This is a genomic window from Amycolatopsis sp. WAC 01376, assembly GCF_003947415.1.
GTDB lineage: Bacteria > Actinomycetota > Actinomycetes > Mycobacteriales > Pseudonocardiaceae > Amycolatopsis.
On sequence record NZ_QHKL01000002.1, the window covers coordinates 178,674 to 201,095 of the forward strand.

The window sequence follows — 22,422 nt, forward strand, 5'->3', positions numbered from 1 at the left end:
TCCTGAAGGCCATCGTGTGGGTTCCGTCCCCGCAAGGTGGCCTTCAGGCCGTTAAGGGCTCCTGCGGCGGCGTAGCACCTCCGGATCTCGGTCTCGACAGTCGTGCCCACCAGCGAGGCGGCCGTAGGTGGGCCACATTCCGGGATCGCTGTGCCTCGTTGCCCTCGCGTACGCCTCCGTCACCACGGTGTGGGCCTTGGTCGCCCTGAGACCGTGCCTGGGGCGGTCTGGGGCGGCTTACCGGGGTCTCGGTCGGCTCCGCGGGTGGAGGCTGCTCGGTGACCCGTTCCGACGCCTGTCGGGGCAACGGGATGTCCGGGCTGCTTTCCGCGAGATCGACGATCTCCGAGAGTGCGTCACCGCGTCTCTCCGCCGGCGTGCGGTCGTCGGCTTCTCCGTTCGGAGCCGGATACGCCCGCGGCACCAGAAGCGCGTTCAGGCGGGCGCCAGTTTCGGGGTCGAGGTTGCCACGCAGGTCCCAGCGACCGGTGCGCTTCTGACGCAACCAGAATTCGCTTCGCTGAAGTTTCGGACTGGGGTCCTCTTTGGGTTTCCCGTCCGGGTCGAGTTGGGCGAGCAACTCCGTCCCCGCCACCGTGACGTCGCGTGGTCTGGCGACGGAGGCGAGCTCGACCAGGCCCTTCTCGGCCTCGTGCCGCGTGCTCGCGGTGAGGTGGTCGGGCAGCCGCTTCATGACGGTGACGATCCGGTCGATGCCGGCCTCGGCCAGCGCGCCGGTGGCGGCCGCGGTACCGGTCAAAGGCGCGACGGGGTCGATCGACGTGCCGTCGCGCACCCGTCTCGAATTGAGCGCGACCGCTCGAGCGGTCACCTTCTGGGCCTCCGCTCGAGGCACCCGGGCCACATGCTCGTAAAAGGCGGCGATCGAGTTGTATCCGTAGAGCTCACGGACACCACGGGACTCGATCTCGGCCAGGATCTGGCCGACTTCGGCGATCAGACGTCGCCCTTCGCGTAGCCGTGTCTGCAACTCGTCGAGAAGCAGGTCGGCGTCACCTTCCGGCAGGTTGAGCGGGAAGGCCTTGGGAATGTTTGTGCTGGTCATCCCTCGATTGTCGAGGCAAATTCGAACGAATGCACGGTATCGATCGGGTGGATGATCATTACCCTCCGGGGGCGCCGACCTGCGCGTATCACTCTGGAGTGGGATAGGTGTCAGTTCGAAACGCCACAAGGATGATGGGGGCGGATCACGTCGGACCCCTGCCTGAGGGGTCGAGCTGTTCCCACTCCTCGCGGAGCACCCCGTAGACGACGGCGTCGTGCACGCCGCCGGACCAGCGTCGAGCGCGCCGGAACCGGCCTTCTTCGACGAAACCCAGCCGTCGTCCGACGGCGATCATTCCCGGGTTCCCCGAGAACGTCGCGAAGTCCAGGCGCAGCGTGTCGGTGCGGGAGAACAGGTAAGTCGTCCACAGGCGCAAGGCTTCGGTGCCGAATCCGCCGCCCCAGTACCGCTCGTCGTAGATGACCAGTCCCATCCGCCGCCAGTCGGTTTGCCGGCTTTCCCAGTACCAGCTGACCCGGCCGATCAACCTGTCGTCGCCCAGGTCGCACACGGCGAGGCTGGTGCGGGGATCGGGCCGTTCGGCCTTGGTGGTCGTGAGTTCGATGGCCGTGGATGCGACAGCCGCCGCGGTCGGGGTGCCGAAGTAGGGTCCGTTGGTCTTGTGCCAAGGCCGCGCGGGATCGAGCAGGTCTTCGAGTGAGGGGAGATCGGATGGCCGCCAGTCGCGCAGCCGGACTTTCTCACCTTCGAGTACGACGTCGTCCACCGGCCAATCGTGGCTTGCCACGGCTGACTACGATCGTCGGGTGACTGAACTGCTCGGCCCTGCGGAGATCAGGGCGCTTGCGGCCGAGCTGGACGTACGTCCGACCAAGAAGCTCGGCCAGAACTTCGTGCACGATCCCAACACCGTGCGCCGCATCGTCGATCTTTCCGGGATCGGCGAAGGTGACGTCGTGCTGGAAGTCGGGCCGGGTCTCGGCTCGCTGACCCTCGGACTGCTCGCGACCGGTGCCGAAGTCGTCGCGGTCGAGATCGATCCCGTGCTGGCGAAGCGACTGCCGGACACCGTGGCCGAACGAGGCGGGGCCGAAAGGCTGAAGGTCGTCGGTGCGGATGCTTTGCGGATCACGGCGGACGACCTGCCCACGCAGCCGACCGCGCTCGTCGCGAATCTGCCGTACAACGTCGCGGTTCCCGTCGTGCTCCACCTGCTCGCCGAGCTGCCGTCGCTGACCAGCGGCCTCGTGATGGTCCAGACCGAGGTCGCGGATCGGATGGCGGCCGGTCCGGGGAGCCGGACTTACGGCGTGCCCAGCGTCAAGCTCGCTTGGTACGGGAAGACGCGCAAGGTCGCCGCGGTGCCCCGTGCGGTGTTCTGGCCGGTTCCGAATGTGGATTCCGCACTGGTCGCTTTCGAGCGGGGCGAAGTGGTGTCGTCCGTCGACCGGGAGCGGCTGTTCGCAGTGGTGGACGCCGCCTTCTCTCAACGGCGGAAGACTTTGCGCGCCGCATTGGCGTCCTGGGCCGGTTCCGCCGAGCGCGCGGGGGAGCTGCTCGTAAAGGCGGGGATCGACCCCAAGACCCGCGGAGAGCAGTTGGACGTGCACGAGTTCGCTCGGATCGCCGCCGCGGCCGTCTGACCGACCGCGGCAGATGTGACCGGCACCGCGCCGACGCGAGTTGGTCAAGGTCAGCACGAGTGCGTAAGTCTTCTTCTCGATCTGCCTGAGCCCGACGCGTCTTAGCAGGCAGCGCCCCTGCCGAAGTCCAAGGGCGCTTATCGCTGTCTCAGAATATGGACAGCGGATCCTGTATGATGGACGCGACCAGACGTGTGATCTGCGCCTACGCGCTTGCTTTCATCCAGTGGGATCGGTTTTACTCAGTGAACCATCCCGAGCGACTGAGAGACCTGGCTCGCCGAAGTCGCAGCAACCACCCTCCACAGGGCAGGTGCTACAGCCAGGACCGATGGAGGCTGTGCCTAATGAACAGGGTCACCCACCCGCTCCTGCTGACCAGGCGACGCGTTGTCGATGAAGGTCGCCGCACGGTAAGTGCGTGTCGACGCTCCACCGTTACTGCCTGAGTTCTTTCCCTTATCTCTGAATCCGTCCGTTCCGGACGGTTACTCGGTGACGGTCGGCGCGCTCGAAAGATGCAGCGCCCCATGCGCATGGAGCCCTTCGTGATCACTGTCGAAAACCTGTCCAAATCCTTTCCCCTCAACGGAAATCCCGTCGTCGCCCTGCGCGATGTGAGCGTGGACATCCAAGCGGGCTCGCTGTTCGGAGTCGTGGGTCCGGCCGGCTCCGGCAAGTCGACCCTCGCTCGTTGCATCGGCCTGCAGGAGCGCCCCGACCGCGGCGTCGTCCGGCTCGACGGCCTCAACACCGGGACCCTTGACGGACGTCGTCTTCGCGAGATCCGCCGCCAGGTCGGTGTCGTGAGCACCAAGCCGGAATTGCTCGCCGAGCGCACCATCGCCGGCAACATCGCTTCGCCGCTCGAACAGCTCGGCCTCGACGGTCCGCAGCGCCGCAACCGGGTCGGCAACCTGCTCGACCTGGTCGGGCTCACTCCCCGGGCGGGGCAGCGGCCGGGCGACCTGACCGAGGGGCAGTTGCGCCGGGTGGCCATCGCCAAGGCTCTCGCCGCCGGGCCGTCCGTGCTCTTGGCCGACGACCCGACCGCGGGTGTGCAGCCCGAGGAGTCCGGCGCGGTCCTGACCGTGCTCGACCGGGCGCGTGCCGAGCTCGGAGTCACCGTGCTGCTCACCACTCCCGACGCCGGCGTGGTCCGCCGTGTCTGCGATGACGTCGCGGTACTGGAGGCCGGGGCGATCATCGAACGGGGAACCGTGCTCGACCTGGTCTCCGACCCGAACAGCCGGACCGCGCAGGCGCTGCTTCCCGCGATCGAGACCGGGCGGGCGCAGGCCTCGAAGTACGACCGCGCGGTGGATGTCGTGCTCGTCGGCTTCGCTTCGGTCGGTGCGCTGCTGCCGGAAGCCGCCGGTCGCTTCGACGTCGAACTCGCCACCATCGGCGGCGGCCTGACCCGGATCGGTGACACGCCGGTCGGCCGGTTCCGCCTCGGTGTGCGCGGTGAGCGCGCGGACGCCGCGCTCGCCTGGATCGCCGAACGCGGCGGCCACGTGACCCACCCGGTCCGCGGACCGCAGGGCGTCGCCGCCTGATTCCGCCGCGAATGGGCCGTCCAGGACGAAAGCTGTCCGGGCGGCCCGTTCGTGTCTGACACGTCCCGTTCTCTTTTCTCCTGGTGACAGCACAAGTGGAGCGGCCACGTAGTCTTGACTGGTGCTCGCCGTCGTACCGCCCCCAGTGACCGTCAGGGTCCCCGCCAAGGTCAACCTGCACCTGTCGGTCGGTGACGTACGCCCGGATGGCTACCACGAGCTGGTGACCGTGTTCCAGGCGCTTTCCCTGACCGACGAGGTGACCGTCGCGGTCACTGAAGACCCAGGCGTCGAGGTTTACGGCGAAGGTGAAGGTGCCGTGCCGACTGGGGCCAACAACCTCGCCTGGAAGGCGGCGCAGGCACTGGCGGCCCACGTCGGCAAGGCGGACGGCGAGTCCAAGGTCCGAGTGGTGCTGCGCAAAGGCATCCCGGTAGCGGGCGGGATGGCCGGTGGCAGCGCCGACGCGGCCGCGACCCTGGTGGGCCTCGCGTCGCTTTGGAAGCTCGACATCTCCCGAGACGAGCTGGCGGGTATCGCCGCGAAGCTCGGCAGCGATGTTCCTTTCGCGCTCTACGGTGGAACGGCGTTGGGTACCGGCCGAGGCGAGCAGCTGGTGCCGGTCTTGTCGAGGCATACGTTCCACTGGGTTCTGGCGTTCGACCAGCGTGGTCTTTCGACTCCGCGGGTGTTCGGCGAGCTGGACAGGTTGCGTGAAGAGGGCAGCCCGCCTCGGATCGGTTCGCACACTCCGGTGGTCGAGGCGCTGGCGTCCGGTGATCCGCGGCAGCTGGCGTTGCTTCTCGGCAATGACCTGCAGGCGGCCGCCGTCTCGTTGCGTCCGGGACTGCGGCGCACGTTGCGGGCCGGGGTCAACGCGGGTGCGCTCGCCGGCACCGTGTCCGGATCCGGGCCGACCTGTGCCTTTCTGTGCGCGGACGCGCAGTCGGCTGTCGAGGTCGCCGCGGAGCTGTCCGGTGCGGGGGTCTGTCGCACGGTGCGTGTCGCACACGGGCCGGTCCCCGGAGCCCGGCTGGTCGGCGGAGATGACGCGCCGCGCCCGTCGCCGCCTCGGGTGCACGCATGAGGGTGTCCGAAATGGACACCGACTAATTCGTTGTGTTGCAAGCTTTTTGGAAAGGATCGGCTGAGGCATGGCCAACTTGGTCAACCTGGAGTCGGTGAGCAAGTCCTTCGGGGTGCGCCCGCTGCTCGACGGTGTTTCGCTCGGTGTGGCGGAGGGGCAGCGTATCGGCGTCGTCGGTCTCAACGGGGGCGGGAAGACGACGCTGCTGGAGGTCCTCGCGGGGATCGCCGAGCCGGATACGGGGCGCGTCAGTCAAGTCCGGGGCTTGCGGATGGCCGTAGTCACCCAGCGGACCGAACTTCCCGACGGCAGCACGGTCGGAGATGTCGTGCTGGAGCGCTACGGCGCGGAGCACGAGTGGGCCGCTGACGCGCGAGTCAGGTCCATTATGGATGGTCTGGGAATCACCGCTCTCGGAATCGAGAAGGCGACGGCGAACCTGTCCGGTGGCGAACGGCGCCGCGTCGCGTTGGCAGCGGCCCTCACCGGTGAACTGGACCTCGTCGTGCTCGACGAGCCCACCAACCATCTCGACGTCGAAGGTGTGCGCTGGCTCGCGGATCACCTGCTCAACCGCAGGATCGCGGTCGTGGTCGTCACCCACGACCGGTGGTTCCTCGACACGGTCGCGAGTGTGACCTGGGAGGTCGCCAACGGTCGCGTCGAGCAGTACGAAGGCGGATACGCGGACTGGATCTTCGCGCGGGCCGAGCGGGCGAGGCTGGCGGCGACGGCCGAGGAAAAGCGGCAGAACCTGGCACGTAAAGAGCTCGCATGGCTGCGTCGCGGCCCGCAGGCCAGGACGTCGAAGCCGCGCTACCGCGTCGAGGCGGCGGAAGCCTTGATCTCCGACGTGCCGGAGCCGCGGGATTCGGTCGAACTTCAGACGTTCGCCCGGCGCCGGCTGGGGAAGACCGTGCTGGAGATCGAGGACGCCACGTTGACCGTCGGCGGCGACCGCACCTTGCTCGATCACGTCACGTGGCGGATCGGGCCCGGCGATCGGATCGGTCTGGTCGGCGTCAACGGGTCCGGCAAGACGACACTGCTCAAGCTGCTCGGCGGTGACACCGAGCCCGAAACAGGGCGGCGCATCCAAGGCAAGACGGTCAGCCTCGCGCATCTGCGGCAGGAGCTCGACGATCTGCCGGGTGATCTGCGCGTGCTGCAGGCGATCGAAGAGATCTCGGGGCGGGTCGTGTTCGGCAAGCAGGAGCTCACCGCTTCACAGCTGGCCGAAAAGCTGGGGTTCCCCGCGTCGAGGCAATGGACGCCGGTCGAAGACCTTTCCGGTGGTGAACGGCGACGCCTCCAGCTGTGCCGGCTGCTGATGGCCGAGCCCAACGTGCTGCTGCTCGACGAACCGACGAACGATCTCGATATCGACACTTTGCAACAGCTGGAAGATCTGCTCGATTCGTGGCCGGGCAGCCTCGTCGTCGTTTCGCACGACCGGTATCTGGTGGAACGCGTCTGCGACACGATCGTCGCCCTGTTCGGGGACGGGCAGGTGACGCATCTGCCTGGCGGGATCGAGGAGTACCTGAACCGGCGCGCCAAGAGCCTCGAGAAGGCCGGTGCCGACCGGAAGCAGGGCAGCGGGCAGGCTTCCGGGCCCAAGAGGAGCGCCGCGGAACAGCGGGCGGCGCAGAAGGAGCTGTCCCGCCTCGAGCGCAAGCTCGACCAGCTGCACGCGAAGGAAGAAAAGCTGCATGCGGCACTCCTCGGCGCGGCCACCGACCCGTCGAAGCTCATCGAGCTGAACACCGAACTGAAAGCCGTCGAAACGGAGAAGGAGGAGGTCGAAGCCCAGTGGCTGGAGACCTCCGAAGCCGCGGAGTGAGTTCACTCGACGGCGAGCGCGTCTTTCGGCGCGGACAGTAGTGTGACGCGCATGAGTCGGTTCGTGGACACGCTCGTCGCCACCGCGGCGGGGCGAGGTCAGCAGCGGGGAATGGTCACCGGGGAGCCCAAAGAGCCGGTTCGGCGTACGTGGGCCGAGATTCACGAGCAAGCCAAGCGGGTCGCCGGCGGTCTGGTGACGGCCGGGCTCGAGCCCGGCAAAGCGGTGGCGGTCCTGGCGGCGGCGCCGTCGCTGATCGCGCCGACGGTTCAGGCGGTATGGCTCGCCGGTGGCAGCGTGACGATGCTGCACCAGCCCACGCAGCGCACCGACCTCGCCGAATGGGCCGAGGACACCGTTCGTGTGCTGCGGATGATCGGATCCGGCCTGGTTCTGCTCGGTGAGCCGTTCGACCAGCTGGCGCCGATACTCACCGAGCACGGCATCGCCTTCCAGGTCATCACCGAGCTGCTCGAGGCCGAACCGCTGGCGGAGCCCGTGCCGACGGCCGAATCGGACACTGCGCTGTTGCAGCTGACCAGTGGGTCGACGGCCGACCCGAAGGCCGTTCGGATCACCTACGGAAACCTGTATTCGAACGTCAAGGCGATGGTCGAACGCGCAGAGTTCGATTTCGACGTCGACGTGATGGTCTCGTGGCTGCCCACGTTCCACGACATGGGGATGGTCGGCTTCCTGACGGTCCCGATGACGTTCGGTGTCGAACTCGTCAAGATCACGCCGCTCGAGTTCCTGTCGGGACCGTTGATCTGGCCGCAGCTGATCAGCAAGTACAACGGCACGACCACGGCCGCGCCGAACTTCGCCTACGCGATCGTGGGCAGGCGCATGGCCCGTGTCGAGGACGACAACGCTTACGACCTCTCGAAGCTGCGGATCGCGCTGAACGGCGCCGAGCCGATCGACGAGACGGCCGTGCAGACGTTCGTCGAGGCGGGGTCCAGGTTCAAGATGCCCGCCGAGTGCGTTTTCCCGGCGTACGGCATGGCGGAGGCGACTCTCGCGGTTTCGTTCGCGCCGTTGTTCACCGGTTTGACACTGGACGTCATCGAAGCCGATGCGCTCGAGGCGGACAACCGCGCGGTGCCGGTCCCCGAAGGCGACCCGCGGCGCGGGACCGATGAGGTCCGGTCCTTCGCGGTGCTCGGGCCGCCGCTCGACGGGCTCGAAGCCGAGATCGTCGACGACAAGGGCACCGTGCTCGGCGAGCGCGAGGTCGGGGAGATCCGCCTGCGCGGCGAGGCCGTGACGCCGGGCTATCTGACCATGGAGGGCCCGCTCGCGACACAGGACGAGAACGGCTGGCTGCTCACCGGCGACCTCGGTTACCTGGTCGACGGCATGATCGTGATCTGCGGCCGTCGCAAGGACGTCATCATCATGGGCGGCCGGAACCTGTACCCGACCGACATCGAACGGGCGGCGACCTCGGTCGAGGGGGTCCGGGCGGGGAACGCCGTGGCCGTGCGGATCGACGCCGGCAGCCGCCGGGAGCGGTTCGCCGTCGTCGTCGAATCGAAACTCGCCGGAGACCCGGAAACGGAGAAGGCGCTGGCGAAGGAGGTCGCGGCCAAGGTGCGCGGCGCCGTCGACATGCGGCCCTACGCGGTCGTGGTGCTTCCGGCGGGAAGCCTGCCCAAGACGCCCTCGGGCAAGGTGAAGCGGGCCGCGACCGCCACCCAGTTCGCGGACAAGATCGCCAAGAACGCGGCGACCAGCTGACACGAAAGGGCCGGGTCCGCGTATATCGCGGGCCCGGCCCTTTCGCAGCACCTCCCGGTGGTCAGCGGCGTCGCCAGGGCGGCTTGCGGGTGTGGGTGTGCTCCAAGGCGGGCGCGATGTAGTAGCCGGCCGACTGGGACAGTCCGGCCAGCGTTCCCTCGACGTCCCGGAGGAACGCATCGACGGCCGTCGGGTCGTAGCCTCGTTTCGAAAGCGGTGCTTTGGCGAACGCCACGTTGTGGACATCCGAAACCGACAAGTCGTCCTCGCCGTCGAGAGTCGCCGCGACCCGCTCGAGGAACGCGTCGACCGCCGGTTCGTGATAGCCCCGGGCGCCGATCGGTGCCCGGTCGAACTGCCGGGTTCTGGCCTCGAACGCGGTTACGGGCACTAGCGTTCCCGCAGGAACTCGACGGGACCGCGGTCCGGAACGGCACGTTCGGCGGTCGCCTGGTCCTCTCCACGCGCGCCGGGCACGCCGAGTACGTGCTGGCCGGTCCGATGGGCGAGCTGCTCTTCGACCTTGTCGAGGAAATCGTCGACTTCGCGTTCGTCGTAGCCGCGCTTGCCGATCAACGGGCGCGAGAACATGACGTGGTGGACCTCGGCGGCCGTCAGGTCGTCCCGGTCCGAGATCGTGTCGGCGATCCGCTCCAGGAACGCGTCGACCTCGTGTTTGGCGTATCCGCGCCGCCCGATCGGGGCGTTCGGGAAAGTGGCGCCGGTGATGTCTTCGGCCGTAAACGACATGAAACTCTCTCCGGTTTCGGTGGGGAATGCGATCTCCGCATTCCGTCCTAACGGGTTTGAGAGTTCCCCGGAAGGGCTCGCGCTATTCCACGACTCGATCAGGGGCGTGGTGAAACGCCTTCGAGTGACGAGTTGTAACGCACCGCCATGTGAGCGGTTTCACCCAGCGTGGAAGGTGTTCTGGGCCGCGGCGAGACCGGTGCTGATAAGCGCTTCAACGGCGTCGGCGCAACGATCGATCTCGAAAGCGAGCTCTTTGCGTTCGACCGTCGAGAAGTCTTTCAGCACGAAATCCGCCGGATCCTGCCGTCCCGGAGGGCGGCCGACACCGAAACGGACACGGTAGTAGTCCTTCGTGCCGAGAGATTTGGTGATCGAGCGGAGACCGTTGTGACCGTTGTCGCCGCCGCCCAGTTTCATCTTGAGCGCACCGAAGTCGACGTCCAGCTCGTCGTGAACGACCACGACACCGGGCGGGGGGATCTTGTAGAACCGGGCCGCGCCCACGACAGGGCCGCCCGAGAGGTTCATGTACGAGCGCGGCTTGGCCAGGACCACTCGCTGCCCGGCGAGCCTGCCTTCGAGGACTTCGGCGCCGCTCTTGTGGGCCTTGAACTTGCCGCCGACGCGGTGGGCGAGCTCGTCGAGCACCATGAAGCCGACGTTGTGCCTGTTGCCCGCGTATTGGGGGCCGGGATTGCCAAGGCCGGCGAGCAGGATCTGCTCGCCGGCCCCGGGAAGTACTGCTTCGGTCACACCAGTGACTTTATTCGGCGTCCTCGGAGGAGGTCTCGGCCGCCTCGCCGGCGCCCTCGTCGCCCTCGAGCGCGGACTCGGACGGCGACTCGTTCACGGCGACGACCAGCGCATCGGGGTCGGTGACCAGCGAGGCGCCCTTCGGCAGGACGACGTCCGAGGCGTTGATCTGGGTGCCGGCGACGACGCCCTCGACCGAGACCTCGACCTGCTCGGGGATGTGCAGCGCCTCGACCTCGATCTGGATGGCGTCGAGGTCGGTGGTGACCAGGGTGCCAGGGCCGGGGGTGCCGGTGACGACGACGGGGATGTCGACCGTGACCTTCTCGCCGCGGATGACGACCAGCAGGTCGACGTGCTCGATGTAGTTCTTCAGCGGGTGGACGACGATGGTCTTCGTCAGCGCCAGCTCGCTCTTGCCCTCGAGGTCGAGGGTGATGACGGCGTTGCTGCCGTTCTCACGCACGACGCGGGCGAACTCGATGGCGGGCAGGGCGTAGTGGCGCGGTTCCGAGCCGTGCCCGTACAGCACCGCGGGGATCTTGCCGGCGCGACGCGTACGGCGCGCGGCACCCTTGCCGAATTCGGTGCGGGGCTCGACGGACAGGCGTACCTCGGACACGGTGTAGCACTCCTTCAATTCACCAACATGTTCAGCGAAATCATGCTGAGGTGGGGATGGTTCGGGGCGGTTCTGGTGTTCGGCGGCGAATTCCACAGGCGTGCTCGACCGCGTGTGGCCACTCAAGCCGCCGCGTCGATCACGTCGGGCACCAGGTGCTCACGGAACCCGCCTCGCCGAGACCGGGAAAGTGTAGACCAACCGGTCGTGTGGGGGTCCCGCCGGGTGGCTCGTTCAGGTGACAACTCGGTGACAGCTGCTTCGGGAACCCGCGGATGCGGTGGTGCGTGACCCCTTTTCTAAGGTGTGATCTCCTCGCACTCGAGAACAAAGGGGGCGGTATGCCGGCACGACGGTCGAGGATCGGCGCGATCGTCGCCCTGTGCTGCCTCGTGGCCGGTTGCGACGTCGCGATCGACGGCGCGGCGGGGATCTCGCCGGCCGAGCAACAGCGGGTGGACCGGCGTGCCGAGCAGCGCGGCGCTGTCGAGAGCGCGCTGAAGGCACTCGAACAGGCACCGGCCGTTGTCTACAAGTCGACAATCAAGGACGCTTCGGGTCAACCTTCCGAACTGCAGTTCCGGATCACTCGTAACGGAAGCGCGCACGGTGCGCTTCCGGTCGACGGCAAGGCCATTCAGGTCATCTCGGCGGACAAGCAGCTGTACGTCTCGGCGACCCCGGAGTACTGGAAGGCGCACGGGCTCGGCAACAGCGACGTGTACGGCACCGGCTGGGTGCGCACGGACAGCTCGGACCTGCCGGTGAACGCCGTCGAGGTGCTCAACCCGCGCAAGGCCGCGTCGACACTCCGGACCGCGGTGGCCGGGATGAACCCGCTGACCGATCCGGTCCGGTCGAAGTTGCCGGACGGGACCGAGGTCTACGACGTCGGTAGCGGGCTCGGGGCACTGCGGGTGACCGCCGCGGCGCCGCACCGCGTCGTCAGTTTCGCGCCTTCCCTCGTCGCGGCGGCGGGCGGCAAGACGCTCGGTGCCGAGATGCGGGTCGAGCCGCTCGCGGGGGACGCGCTCAAAAAACTCCAGACCGATCTGGACGCCGCGGTCGGCGGGATCGGGCAGCCGTTCGACGCGCTCAGCCAGGTCAACGTCAGCGTCGTCAACGACAAGCTGGACTGCACGGACTTCGTCGGAAGCTGCCGGGCGACCATCGACGTCGCCAACACCGTCATCGGCGGCGTGAGCGGGACGCCCGTGCACCTGACGCTGACCGTCGACTTCACCGCGCAGTCCCTCGGCGCGCAGTCCTGCACGGCGGCCGCCGACGCGGCACCGGACACCACGACGAGCATGACCTGCGAGGTCAAGTTCAAGCTGCCGAATCGGAACGCCAGCTACCAGGTCCAGGCGAAGCCGTCGGCCCGCGGCGAAGTCCGGGTACCGGTCGACGTCAACGGCGTTCGCGAAAAGCTCAAGTCCGAGTTCGCCACGCTGGGTGGCTGACCTGCACACTCACCTCGGGGTGCGTTGCATACGTTGAAGTAGCCGAGCTCGCGTTCTTAACATCGGCGTGGTCGCCGATGAAAAGGGAGAAACGCGAATGGCGAAGTTGGTTGTTTTCGGAGGAACCGGATACGCGGGCGGGAAGATCGCGGAGGAGGCTCGCAGCCGCGGTCACGAGGTCCTGGCGGTGTCGAGGAACGCCGAAGGTGAGGGGACCCGGGCCGGGTCGCTGTACGACGAGGCCTTCCTCGCCGATGTCGCCAAGGGCGCCGACGTCCTGGTCATCGCGGTGCATGGGCAGAGCGGCCTGCTCGACGCGGTGCCCTCGATCGCCCAGGTCGCGAAGGACAACGGCGCGCGCATCGGCGTGGTCGGCGGAGCGGGCAGCCTGCACGTGGCCGAGGGTGGGCCGCGACTGATCGACACCCCCGAGTTCCCGGACGAGTACAAGGGTGAAGCCGGAGCGCACGCCGAGGTGCTGGAAGCGTTCCGGAAGCTTCCCGAGGATGTCGACTGGTTCTACGTCAGCCCGGCCGCGGAGTTCGGCGCGTGGGCCGAGGGTGAGCGGACCGGCGAGTTCCGGCTCGGCGGCGACGTGCTCCTCACCGACGAGAACGGCGGTTCGAAGATCGGCGGTGCCGACTACGCGATCGCGTTCGTCGACGAGATCGACAAGCCGGAACACCGCCGTCAGCGTTTCTGCGTCGCTTACTGACCGGACAGTTCCTTCACGACCGGCGCGAACGTTTCCAGCATCGGCTCGAACACCGTGATGTAGGAGAAGCCGTACCGCTCGCGACGCTCCTGGAGCTGCCGGACGATCTCGGCGACGGTGCCGAAAAGCAACTGAGGCGTTTCGAGGAGAGTGTCGACGTCGAGGTCGTCCTGGTCTTTGACCTCTTCACGCCAGGCCTCGGCGGCCGCGCGCCGGTCGTCCGTGATCACGACCCGCTGGACGAGCATGTTCAGTTCGGGAGTCCGGCCGTTCGTGTGCGAGCGGAAAAAGGCGACGCGTTCGTCCATGCGATCGGCGTCGTCGAGACGGAAGGTGCCCGGCGGCTTTCCCGGCGCTTGACGAAGGCCCGCGAAGCCGGCGATGTCGGCTTCGCGGGCGGCGAGGGAGAGCACGCCGTCGCTGTTGCCCGCGAGGAGCAGCGGCGGGGGCTTGACTCCTTCGCCGGTGAAGTGTTCGCGCAGGTGATCCAGGCTTTCGGCGAGGTGCTCGATCCGTTCCTTGGCCGGGATCCACGGCAGGCCGGCACTGTCGAATTCCGATTTCATGTGGCCGGAGCCGAGGCCGAGATCCAGCCTGCCGCCCGTCATCTTCACCGTCGTGACGACTTCGCGTGCGAAGAGCGCGGCATTGTAGAAGGCCATATTGGTGACGAGAGTGCCGACGCGTGGTCGTTGGGTCACGGCGGCGGCCATGGTCAACGCCGGGAAAGGCGCGTTCCGTCCCGGCCCGAGATGATCGGGCACGGAGATGACATCGAGTCCGAGGGCCTCGACGCGACGGCACTTCGCGACCCAGTCTTCGCGGTTCTCGGCGCCCCACAGGTTCACGCCGAATTTGAATTTCCCCATGAACGGCAACCTAGTCACGCCGGGTGCCCGGGCGCGCCCCGTTTCGCGAGAAGCCGAAAACGAAGCAAGGGACCTTTGCTGTCACTCTCCGGGAGAGAGCGATAGCAAAGGTCCCTTGCTGCGATGGGTCAGGCGTTGCCGTCGAAGAGGGACGTGACCGACCCGTCTTCGAAGACCTGCTGGATGGCCTGCGCCAGCAGCGGCGCGATGGACAGCACGGTCAGGCCCGGGAACCGCTTCTCCTCCGGGATCGGCAGCGTGTTGGTGACGATCACCTCGCGCGCCTTGCAGTTCGACAGCCGCTCGGTGGCGGGGTCGGACAGGATGCCGTGGGTCGAGGCGATGACGACGTCGGCCGCGCCTTCGTCGAGCAGGGCCTCGGTGGCCTTCACGATCGTGCCGCCGGTGTCGATCATGTCGTCGATCAGCACGCACAGCTGACCGCGGACCTTGCCGACGACGCGGTTGGCGACGGCCTGGTTCGGCTTGTCCGGGTCGCGGGTCTTGTGGATGAAGGCGATCGGCCGGTCACCCAGCTGGGCCGCCCACTTCTCGGCGAGCCGCACCCGGCCCGAGTCCGGCGAGACGACGGTGATGTTCTCGTCCTGGTAGGTCTTGTTGATGTGCGCGGCCAGCACGTTTTGCGCGAGCAGGTGGTCGACGGGGCCGTCGAAGAAACCCTGGATCTGCGCGGTGTGCAGGTCGACCGTCATGATCCGGTCGGCACCCGCGGTCTTGAACAGGTCCGCGATCAGGCGCGCGGAGATCGGCTCGCGGCCCTTGTGCTTCTTGTCCTGCCGCGCGTACGGGTAGAACGGCATGATCACGGTGATCCGCTTGGCGCTCGCGCGCTTGAGGGCGTCCACCATGATCAGCTGCTCCATCACCCACTCGTTGATGGGCGCCGGGTGGCTCTGGATCACGAACGCGTCGGTCCCGCGCACCGATTCGTTGAACCGGACGAAGATCTCCCCGTTGGCGAAGTTGTGCGCGGTCTGCGGAACGACCGACACGTTGAGGTGCTTGGCGACCTCCTCCGCGAGTCCCGGGTGTGCGCGCCCGGAGAAGAGCATCAGGTTCTTCTTCGGTGTACCGGACTTCGAGCTCATGCTGGCGACTCCCCGTCGTTTCCCTTATTCGAATCGGACACGGCGGTGGTGTCCTGCTTCGCGGCGGAAGCTGCTTCCGCCGCGGGTGTGCCCGGCCTGCGCCGGGACACCCAGTCTTCGATGTTGCGCTGCGGCCCGGTGGACACGGCGAGCGCGCCCGGGGGCACATCTTGCCTGATCACGGTGCCTGCCCCACTGTAGGCGCCGTCGCCGATGGTCACCGGGGCGACGAACGTGTTGTCCGCGCCGAGCCGCACATGGGAGCCGATCGTGGTGTGGTGCTTGTTCACGCCGTCGTAGTTGACGAAGACACTGGAACACCCGATGTTGCTGTTCTCGCCGATGGTCGCGTCGCCGACGTAGGTCAGGTGCGGAACCTTCGTGCCGGCGCCGATGTCGGCGTTCTTCGTTTCGACGAACGCGCCGAGTTTGCCCTTGGTCCCCAGTTTGGAACCGGGTCGCAGGTAGGTGAACGGGCCGACCTTCACGCCGTCGCCCAATTCCGAATCGGAACCGTGCGTCCGCACGACCGACGCCCCCGCGCCGACGGATACGTTCTCCAGGGTGCTGTCCGGGCCGATCTGCGCGCCCTCGCCGACCGACGTCGAGCCCTTCAGCTGCACGCCGGGCTCGATGACGACGTCGCGCGACAGGGTCACGCCCGCGTCGATCCAAGTGCTCGCCGGGTCGACGACGGTGACGCCCGCCCGCTGCCAGCCGCGGACGATCCGGCGGTTCAGTTCGGCGCCGAGGACGGAGAGCTGCACGCGGTCGTTGACGCCTTCGGTCACCCACGGGTCGTCGATGACCAGCCCGCCGACGCCCTTGCCGTCGCCGCGGGCGATGCCGAGGACGTCGGTGAGGTAGAGCTCGCCCTGCGCGTTGTCCGTCGAGAGCCTCGAAAGCCCGTCGACCAGGATCGAGGCGTCGAAGGCGTAGACGCCGGAATTGATTTCGGCGATTTCGTGCTGTTCGGGGGTGGCGTCCTTCTGCTCGACGATCGAGGTGACGACGCCGTTCTCGTCGCGGACGATCCGGCCGTAGCCGGTCGGGTTCTCGACGACCGCGGTCAGCACGGTGACCGCGTTTCCGGTGGAGGTGTGCTCGGCGACCAGGGAAGACAGCGTTTCGGTGTCGAGCAGCGGGACGTCGCCGTAGCTGACGACGACGGTGCCGGTCAGTCCGGCGGGCAGTGCGGAGAGCGCGCACGAGACGGCGTGCCCGGTGCCCTTTTGTTCCTCCTGGACGGCCGTGACGACCTCGCGGCCGCGGGCCTCGCCGACCTTCGCCAGCCGCGCGCCGACCGAGTCGCGACCGTGGCCGATGACCACGACCAGATGGTCCGGGCTCAGTCCCGCGGCGGCCCGGACCGCGTGCTCGACCAAGGGACGGCCGGCGATCGGGTGCAGCACCTTCGGGGTGGACGAGCGCATGCGGGTGCCCTCACCCGCGGCGAGGATCAACGTGCTCAGCGGGCCGGTCACGGCACTCCCAACATTTCACCAACGGTGGTTGTCGGGCATTGATCCTACGTGGGCTGCTCGGCGTCCCACGCGGGGTCGGTCGGAGCATCCTCACCGGGCCATCCGGTCGCCGGATCGATGGCCATCGAGTTCACCGACGAAACCTGGTTCCCGCCGCCGCGTTTCGCCTGGTACATGGCCGCGTCGGCACGTGCGAGGACCTGTTCGGCCCGCTCCTGCGGCCGAAGGGAAACCAGCCCGACGGAGAGGGTGACACCGTGCGAAAGATGGTGCGGCAGAGATGCGACGGCATTCACAGAACGACCGAGCGCCTGCTTCGCCGCCGACGCCGGAGCCCCAGGTAGAAGCACGATGAACTCGTCTCCTCCGTAGCGGGCGACCACATCGTCGCCGCGGAGGGCGTCGCGCAGCGTGCTCGCGATGACACGGAGCACGTTGTCGCCCTCGGCGTGCGACTGCTTGTCGTTGACGTCCTTGAAGCCGTCGAGGTCGACCAGCGCGACCGCGAGCGGCTGGGCGTCGGCGGACGACGCCAGCGAACGCAGCTTTTCGTCGAGCGCGCGCCGGTTCGGCAGCCCGGTGAGCGGGTCCTGCAACGCCTGCTGGGTGATCGCGCCGTGCTCGGCGGACAGGCGTTCGTGCTCCCGGCGCGCGTTGAGCGTGGCGATCTGCGATTCCCGCAGCGACCACATCTCCGTTTCGAGGATGGTCGCGTAGTCGATCAGCGACTGGCTCGCCCCGGACGCGTAGTCCGGGGTGGTGTCGAGCCTGGCGAGCTCGCGGGCGAGGTTCAACCGCATCGACGGCAGCGAGCCGTCCTCGTTGTCCTCGCGAACGTCTTTGAGTACCTGCAGCGCGTCTTCGCGGCGGCCCTCGTTGTCCAGGCAGCGGGCCAGCGCGATGGCGATGATCTCGCGTTCGTGCGGGAACACCAGTTCCGGATGCAGCAGCGAGCTCAACCGGTCGATATGGGACGAATCGGGCGACGCCAGCGCGGCCGCCGCGGCGAGTACGCCGACCTGGTCGATCGCGGGCACCCCGGCCTTGCGGGGGAACAGTGACTCGGTGAACGGGCCTTCGGCTGCCTGCGCCATCGACGCCGCGGTGCGGAACTTGTCCGCTCCCTCGTCGTAGCGCTCGATGCGTTCGAGCCGCAGGCCCCAGCCCAGCAGCATCTTGACCCGGTTGATCAGCTGGAGCGCGATCTCGTGCGGGCTCGCGCTGTCGCGGATCGCCTGCGCGGCGCGGGCGATGGCCTCCTCGGCCGCTTCGTAGACGCCCAGCTGGTTCAGCACCAGCCAGCAGTCGACGAGGGTCGTGGACAGCATCCGGTCCCAGTTGCGCCTGCCGATCTGGCGGTCTGGGACGGCGGAGTCGTCGAGGATGGCCAGCGCCCTGGCGATCTCGGTGAGGGCGGCGTCCTCCTGTTTGGCGATCACCAGGCGGCGGCCGCGCATCGCGTGCGCGTCGGCGCGCATCAGCGCGAGACCGTGCCGTCTGGTGTGCGCGAGCATCTCGTCGAGCCTGGGTTCGGCTTCGGCGGCGAGACCACGGGTGACCAGCCTGGCGGCCGCCGAGTAGCGCAGTAGCTGGGCGACCAGGAGAGGTTCGCCGCGGCGCTGTGTCTCGTCGAGGAGTTCGTCGAGGCTGGTGATGATGTCCAGCTGTTCGGTGAAGCTGACGCGCTGGATGGCCGCACCGAGTTCGCGCGCGCGACCATGAAGCCAGGCGTCGGACATCTCCGCAAGCGCCGGCCGCCTGCTGCTGGTCGTCGCGTCCTCGGTCAGCCGCACACACCCCCACCGTTGAAAACGCCGCTGGTCATCTGTTCGTCTGCTCCGCCGCCAGGATTCGAACCTGAACTGTCAGAACCAAAATCTGAAGTGCTGCCGATTACACTACGGCGGATCGATCCTGGTCAGGATAGCCATGCCGGAGACGCCCGCGTGCGCCCGGGGGTTGCCTCACCTTCGCGGGCACTCCACAGGGGACGAAACCTCCTGTACCGTAACTTACGGCATCGTAGGTAAGGTCACCCTTAGGGAAAACCTCGAGGGTTGCGCATAGAAAAGAAGTGACTGCATGACGGCTACCCTGGACCGTTCCCAGAAGCCCGCGAAGGGCCCCAAGCCGGTAATCGAAGGACATCGATCGAGCGGCGTTCAGCTCTCGGTCTACCTCGGGGTCATCTTCCCGCTCGCCGCACTGCTCGCGGCCGTCCCGTTCGCCTGGGGCTGGGGACTGACCTGGGTCGACGTCGGCCTCTTCGTGGTCTTCTACGCGATCAGCGGACTCGGTATCACCGTTTCGTATCACCGCTACTTCACGCACGGCTCGTTCAAGGCCAAGCCGTGGCTGCGCGTCGCGATGGCGATCGCCGGCAGCATGGCCGTCCAGGGCCCCGTGATCACCTGGGTCGCCGACCACCGGCGCCACCACGCCTTCTCCGACCGCGACGGCGACCCGCATTCGCCGTGGCTGTTCGGGACGACACCGGTCGCCATCGCCAAGGGTTTCTGGCACGCGCACATGGGCTGGCTGTTCGAGCGCGACCAGACCAACGCGGAGCGCTTCGCGCCGGACCTGGTGAAGGACCCGGCCATCAAGAAGGTCGACGACCTGTTCTGGCTGTGGAGCCTGCTCACCCTGGTGCTGCCCGCGATCCTCGGTGGACTGATCACCTGGTCGTTCTGGGGCGCGGTGACCGCGTTCTTCTGGGCCGGTCTGGTGCGCGTCTGCGTGCTGCACCACGTGACCTGGTCGGTGAACTCGGTCTGCCACATGATCGGCGAGCGCCCGTTCGCCGCCCGTGACAAGTCGGCCAACTTCTGGCCGCTGGCGATCTTCTCCTTCGGCGAGTCGTGGCACAACCTGCACCACGCCGACCCGACCTCGGCACGGCACGGTGTGCAGCGCGGCCAGATCGACATTTCCGCGCGGCTCATTTGGATCTTCGAGAAGTTCGGCTGGGCCTATGACGTGCGCTGGCCGACCCCGCAGCGCCTCGCGCGCATCGCCACTGAAAGCAAATAGCGAGGTCGCGTTAGTCTTCTGCGATGGCGGGGAGAAGGCGGACCAAACGTGAAGCGGTCACCGGGGCGCGTCCTGTCGCCCCGGTGGCCCGGGTGCGGATGACGGGGACCGAGCGCAGGCAGCAGCTGCTCAACGTCGCCAGGGCCCTTTTCGCGGAGAAGGGTTTCGAAGGCACATCCATCGAGGAGATCGCGCACCGCGCGAACGTCTCCAAACCGGTGGTGTACGAGCATTTCGGCGGCAAGGAAGGCATCTACGCCGTCGTCGTCGACCGCGAGACCCAGCTGCTGCTCGACCGGATGATCTCCACGCTCCACGGCGGGCACCCGAGGGTGATGCTGGAGCAGGCGGCGATCGCGTTGCTCTCCTATGTCGAAGATTCGCACGACGGCTTCCGCATCCTCGTCCGGGATTCGCCGGTCGCGAGTTCGACGGGCACGTTTTCCACGGTGCTGAACGACATCGCCAGCCAGGTCGAGCACATCCTCGCGCAGCAGTTCGCCGCGCGGGGTTACGACGAGAAGCTGGCCGCGCTGTACGCGCAGGCGCTCGTCGGCATGGTCGCGTTGACCGGGCAATGGTGGCTCGACGCCCGGAAGCCGAAGCGGGACGAGGTCGCCGCGCATCTGGTCAACCTCGCCTGGAACGGTCTGTCCAATTTGGAACACAAACCGAAGCTGCGGCTGTACTGAGATCCTGGCAGTAACGTTTACCGGCCGGTGAGCGCTAGGTCCCCCATAAAGATCATTCAGCTGGGGGGCCACCATGGAAAACTATCCCGCTCCCGCCGTGGAACAGATGGTGCCGCAGAAGAAGACGTGGATCATCCCCGTCGTCATCCTCGGCGCCATCGGCCTCATCGTCCTGGCCTTTGTCCTCGCCCGGGGTCCCCGCGCGGAGCCGGTCACCGCGCCGAGTGTCGAAGTCGGTACCTGCCTCAAAGGTGACATCAACAACGCGGTCGGCGTCAAGAACGCCGAATGCGGAACACCGGAAGCGAACTTCGAAGTCGTCGGCAAACAGGACGGCAGGTCGGAAATCGAGGTTCGCGTCACGGGTGGCATGTATTGCGACGAATACTCCGACGTCGATGCTTATCTCTTCCAGGGGAAGCAGGCGTCCACCGAAGGTGTGCTGCTGTGCTTGGAAGACCTCAAGAACCCTGGTCAGCGGGCGCCGGTCGTCGGTGACTGCCTTCCCGGCGACGCGGTCGAGGCGAAGAAGCTCGCGAAGGTCGACTGTGCTGTGGCCGGTTACAAGGTGCTCGCAGTCGAGAAGAAGTCCGCGGTCGCTTACGGGGACGACACTTGTGCGCAGGTGCCGTCCACCGACGCGAAGCTCACCTGGCGCAGGGTCGGGCCTGGGCTTTCGCAGGAGCGCGTGCTGTGCCTGGACAAGCTCAAGTAGCGGTCGTCAGCGCAGGAGGCCGGTCTCCCGCAGGTGGTCGAAGATGATCTTGCCCACCGCGGAGAGCCGGTCCCTGTCTTCGTAGTCCAGCCACGCGAGTTCCTCGATTTCGCTGCTGGCCGCGACAGTTCCGCTGAATTCGGCCGTGTAGCAGGTCGTCCGGACCACGAGGCCGGACGCGTGGCCATCGGCCTGTGCCTCGAAGACTCCCGCGGGTGCGATGCTCGCCGGGTCGATCTCGACGGTCAGTTCCTCCCGGATTTCCCGGATCAGCGTCTCGGCGTCGCTTTCGCCGGGTTCGCGTTTCCCGCCGGGCAGGTAGAACACGGACTTGCCGCGCGAGCGGGCGGTCAGGATCCGGCCGTCTCGCAGGTACAGCCAAGCGATCTTGTCGATCATGTTCAGCCCAGTGCCGCGGCGGTTTCGGCGGTCGTGAGCACTTCGCCCAGCCGCGGGAACACTTTCGTGAGCGCGGATTCGTGGGAGATCGCGGCGATGCCCGCCATCGCGTCCGAAACGGCGATGGTCTCGTAGACATGGTCGATCGCGGCGCGCAGCGTCGATTCGACGCCGTACTCCGTGGCGATCCCGGCGAGCACCAGCGTCTTCACGCCGAGTCCGCGCAGGAGTTCGTCGAGTCCGGTGCGGTAGAACGCGCCGATCGTGTGCTTGGTGATCAGGTGCTCGCCTTCGCGAGGCGTCAGCTCGGCGACCAGTTCACTGCCGGGCGGCTGCTCGTCGACGCCCGGCCGGTGCGCCCGCACGTGGACGATCGGGGAACCGGCCGCGCTGAAGGCGTCACGCAGCAGGACGGCGTTCGACACGACTTCGGTGCCTTCGATCGGGACAGTCTCGAGTGCGACGATCCGCGTCTGGAGGTCGATCAGGACGAGCGCGGTCGTCGCCGGGTCGATCTTCGTCATGCGAGGAAGCCTAGTGTCCCTCTGCTGGAGATATGAGGAAGCACAGGGAAGTCGTGGTCACCGGCGGCGGAACGGCACGGCCGGAGCCGGTTCCTACGGTGCCGCCAAGGCCGCGCTGGAAGCGTCGAACGTCGACGTGGCAAGGGAATTCGGGCCGCGGGGGATCACCGCGGACATCGTCGCGCCGGGACTGGCCGGCGACACCGAGTTCTTCCAGGGCAAGCTCTCCGGCGAGCGCCGGGCATGGCTGATCGGCAACACGCACTCGCTGTCAGGTCCATACCTGACTGTGTGGATTTTGGTGCGTTGGATGACCCGAAACCACACCGTCACCAGGAGGGGGAGAGCAAAGGACCTTTGCTATCGCCTCCGGGCCGGCCCACCCG

At 67.4% G+C, this 22,422-nt stretch carries 22 protein-coding genes, 1 tRNA gene, 1 pseudogene and 1 riboswitch; of the genes and pseudogenes, 11 read left to right on the plus strand and 13 right to left on the minus strand.

Going from position 1 to position 22,422, the window contains the following annotated elements:
- Nucleotides 1-43: 43 nt before the first annotated feature.
- Together DMH03_RS10110 and DMH03_RS10115 are read right to left on the minus strand one after the other, a co-directional pair.
- On the minus strand, nucleotides 44-1,066 hold the full coding sequence (locus DMH03_RS10110) for a DUF222 domain-containing protein (protein WP_125791765.1): 1,023 nt from the start codon (nucleotides 1,064-1,066) through the stop codon (nucleotides 44-46).
- A gap of 145 nt (nucleotides 1,067-1,211) precedes the next feature.
- Nucleotides 1,212-1,796 carry a GNAT family N-acetyltransferase gene (locus tag DMH03_RS10115; RefSeq protein ID WP_158633072.1) on the minus strand — a complete coding sequence of 195 codons (585 nt, stop codon included), beginning with the start codon at nucleotides 1,794-1,796 and terminating at the stop codon, nucleotides 1,212-1,214.
- 40 nt (nucleotides 1,797-1,836) lie between these two features.
- Between DMH03_RS10115 and rsmA the strand changes: the two genes are divergently transcribed.
- The 5 genes from rsmA (at nucleotide 1,837) to DMH03_RS10140 (ending at nucleotide 8,905) form a co-directional block, all read left to right on the plus strand.
- The gene (gene rsmA, locus DMH03_RS10120; RefSeq protein ID WP_125791767.1) at nucleotides 1,837-2,673 is read left to right on the plus strand and encodes a 16S rRNA (adenine(1518)-N(6)/adenine(1519)-N(6))-dimethyltransferase RsmA; all 837 of its coding nucleotides are present in this window, start codon (nucleotides 1,837-1,839) and stop codon (nucleotides 2,671-2,673) included.
- Nucleotides 2,674-2,920: 247 nt separating this feature from the next.
- Nucleotides 2,921-3,011, plus strand: a riboswitch (SAM riboswitch).
- 210 nt (nucleotides 3,012-3,221) lie between these two features.
- Entirely contained in the window at nucleotides 3,222-4,232 is a 1,011-nt protein-coding gene (locus DMH03_RS10125) for a methionine ABC transporter ATP-binding protein (RefSeq protein ID WP_125782491.1), read from the plus strand.
- Between the two features lie 121 nt (nucleotides 4,233-4,353).
- Complete coding sequence (locus DMH03_RS10130; protein WP_125791768.1) at nucleotides 4,354-5,319, plus strand: 4-(cytidine 5'-diphospho)-2-C-methyl-D-erythritol kinase; 966 nt, start codon at nucleotides 4,354-4,356, stop codon at nucleotides 5,317-5,319.
- Nucleotides 5,320-5,386: 67 nt separating this feature from the next.
- A complete protein-coding gene (locus tag DMH03_RS10135) occupies nucleotides 5,387-7,162 on the plus strand; it encodes an ABC-F family ATP-binding cassette domain-containing protein (RefSeq protein ID WP_125791769.1) in 1,776 nt (591 codons plus the stop codon).
- A gap of 51 nt (nucleotides 7,163-7,213) precedes the next feature.
- Entirely contained in the window at nucleotides 7,214-8,905 is a 1,692-nt protein-coding gene (locus DMH03_RS10140) for a fatty acyl-AMP ligase (RefSeq protein WP_125791770.1), read from the plus strand.
- Between the two features lie 61 nt (nucleotides 8,906-8,966).
- Here DMH03_RS10140 and DMH03_RS10145 read toward each other — a convergent pair whose 3' ends face one another.
- The 4 genes from DMH03_RS10145 to DMH03_RS10160 form a co-directional block, all read right to left on the minus strand.
- Nucleotides 8,967-9,296: a DivIVA domain-containing protein gene (locus tag DMH03_RS10145; RefSeq protein WP_125791771.1), complete on the minus strand. Its 330-nt coding sequence runs from the start codon at nucleotides 9,294-9,296 to the stop codon at nucleotides 8,967-8,969.
- Complete coding sequence (locus DMH03_RS10150; protein ID WP_125791772.1) at nucleotides 9,296-9,655, minus strand: DivIVA domain-containing protein; 360 nt, start codon at nucleotides 9,653-9,655, stop codon at nucleotides 9,296-9,298. The genes DMH03_RS10145 and DMH03_RS10150 overlap by 1 nt, the downstream gene beginning before the upstream one ends.
- Before the next feature lie 159 nt (nucleotides 9,656-9,814).
- Nucleotides 9,815-10,411 carry an aminoacyl-tRNA hydrolase gene (gene pth, locus DMH03_RS10155; protein WP_125791773.1) on the minus strand — a complete coding sequence of 199 codons (597 nt, stop codon included), beginning with the start codon at nucleotides 10,409-10,411 and terminating at the stop codon, nucleotides 9,815-9,817.
- A gap of 10 nt (nucleotides 10,412-10,421) precedes the next feature.
- Complete coding sequence (locus tag DMH03_RS10160) at nucleotides 10,422-11,033, minus strand: 50S ribosomal protein L25/general stress protein Ctc (RefSeq protein WP_125791774.1); 612 nt, start codon at nucleotides 11,031-11,033, stop codon at nucleotides 10,422-10,424.
- A 341-nt stretch (nucleotides 11,034-11,374) separates the two neighbouring features.
- Here DMH03_RS10160 and DMH03_RS10165 point away from each other — a divergent pair, with 341 nt between their 5' ends.
- Complete coding sequence (locus DMH03_RS10165) at nucleotides 11,375-12,496, plus strand: hypothetical protein (protein ID WP_125791775.1); 1,122 nt, start codon at nucleotides 11,375-11,377, stop codon at nucleotides 12,494-12,496.
- Nucleotides 12,497-12,593: 97 nt separating this feature from the next.
- Nucleotides 12,594-13,211, plus strand: a complete 618-nt coding sequence (locus DMH03_RS10170) for an NAD(P)-dependent oxidoreductase (protein ID WP_125791776.1) — start codon at nucleotides 12,594-12,596, stop codon at nucleotides 13,209-13,211.
- Here the strand turns inward: DMH03_RS10170 and DMH03_RS10175 are convergent.
- The 5 genes from DMH03_RS10175 to DMH03_RS10195 all read right to left on the minus strand — a co-directional run bounded on the left by DMH03_RS10175 (nucleotide 13,205) and on the right by DMH03_RS10195 (nucleotide 18,581).
- Nucleotides 13,205-14,080, minus strand: a complete 876-nt coding sequence (locus tag DMH03_RS10175; protein ID WP_125791777.1) for a TIGR03621 family F420-dependent LLM class oxidoreductase — start codon at nucleotides 14,078-14,080, stop codon at nucleotides 13,205-13,207. The two genes, DMH03_RS10170 and DMH03_RS10175, sit on opposite strands and share 7 nt — an antisense overlap.
- Before the next feature lie 128 nt (nucleotides 14,081-14,208).
- Nucleotides 14,209-15,189 (minus strand): ribose-phosphate diphosphokinase, encoded by a 981-nt coding sequence (locus DMH03_RS10180; protein ID WP_125782513.1) that lies wholly within the window; start codon nucleotides 15,187-15,189, stop codon nucleotides 14,209-14,211.
- Nucleotides 15,186-16,673 carry a bifunctional UDP-N-acetylglucosamine diphosphorylase/glucosamine-1-phosphate N-acetyltransferase GlmU gene (gene glmU / locus DMH03_RS10185; protein ID WP_125791778.1) on the minus strand — a complete coding sequence of 496 codons (1,488 nt, stop codon included), beginning with the start codon at nucleotides 16,671-16,673 and terminating at the stop codon, nucleotides 15,186-15,188. The genes DMH03_RS10180 and glmU overlap by 4 nt, the downstream gene beginning before the upstream one ends.
- A gap of 44 nt (nucleotides 16,674-16,717) precedes the next feature.
- Entirely contained in the window at nucleotides 16,718-18,466 is a 1,749-nt protein-coding gene (locus DMH03_RS10190) for a diguanylate cyclase (protein ID WP_125791779.1), read from the minus strand.
- 43 nt (nucleotides 18,467-18,509) lie between these two features.
- A tRNA-Gln gene (locus DMH03_RS10195) sits at nucleotides 18,510-18,581 on the minus strand.
- 174 nt (nucleotides 18,582-18,755) lie between these two features.
- Here DMH03_RS10195 and DMH03_RS10200 point away from each other — a divergent pair.
- The 3 genes from DMH03_RS10200 to DMH03_RS10210 all read left to right on the plus strand — a co-directional run bounded on the left by DMH03_RS10200 (nucleotide 18,756) and on the right by DMH03_RS10210 (nucleotide 21,113).
- Nucleotides 18,756-19,706, plus strand: a complete 951-nt coding sequence (locus DMH03_RS10200; protein ID WP_125791780.1) for a fatty acid desaturase — start codon at nucleotides 18,756-18,758, stop codon at nucleotides 19,704-19,706.
- A 98-nt stretch (nucleotides 19,707-19,804) separates the two neighbouring features.
- Nucleotides 19,805-20,398 (plus strand): TetR/AcrR family transcriptional regulator, encoded by a 594-nt coding sequence (locus DMH03_RS10205; protein WP_125792861.1) that lies wholly within the window; start codon nucleotides 19,805-19,807, stop codon nucleotides 20,396-20,398.
- Nucleotides 20,399-20,471: 73 nt separating this feature from the next.
- Nucleotides 20,472-21,113, plus strand: coding sequence for a hypothetical protein (locus tag DMH03_RS10210; protein WP_125791781.1), 642 nt, complete (start codon nucleotides 20,472-20,474; stop codon nucleotides 21,111-21,113).
- Nucleotides 21,114-21,119: 6 nt separating this feature from the next.
- Here the strand turns inward: DMH03_RS10210 and DMH03_RS10215 are convergent, their stop codons facing one another.
- Both DMH03_RS10215 and DMH03_RS10220 read right to left on the minus strand, forming a co-directional pair.
- Complete coding sequence (locus tag DMH03_RS10215) at nucleotides 21,120-21,512, minus strand: NUDIX domain-containing protein (protein ID WP_125791782.1); 393 nt, start codon at nucleotides 21,510-21,512, stop codon at nucleotides 21,120-21,122.
- A 2-nt stretch (nucleotides 21,513-21,514) separates the two neighbouring features.
- A complete protein-coding gene (locus tag DMH03_RS10220) occupies nucleotides 21,515-22,036 on the minus strand; it encodes an isochorismatase family protein (protein WP_125791783.1) in 522 nt (173 codons plus the stop codon).
- A gap of 82 nt (nucleotides 22,037-22,118) precedes the next feature.
- Between DMH03_RS10220 and DMH03_RS42515 the strand changes: the two are divergent.
- Nucleotides 22,119-22,298 (plus strand): annotated as a pseudogene (locus DMH03_RS42515) (3-oxoacyl-ACP reductase); the annotation flags it as partial.
- Nucleotides 22,299-22,422: the final 124 nt, after the last annotated feature.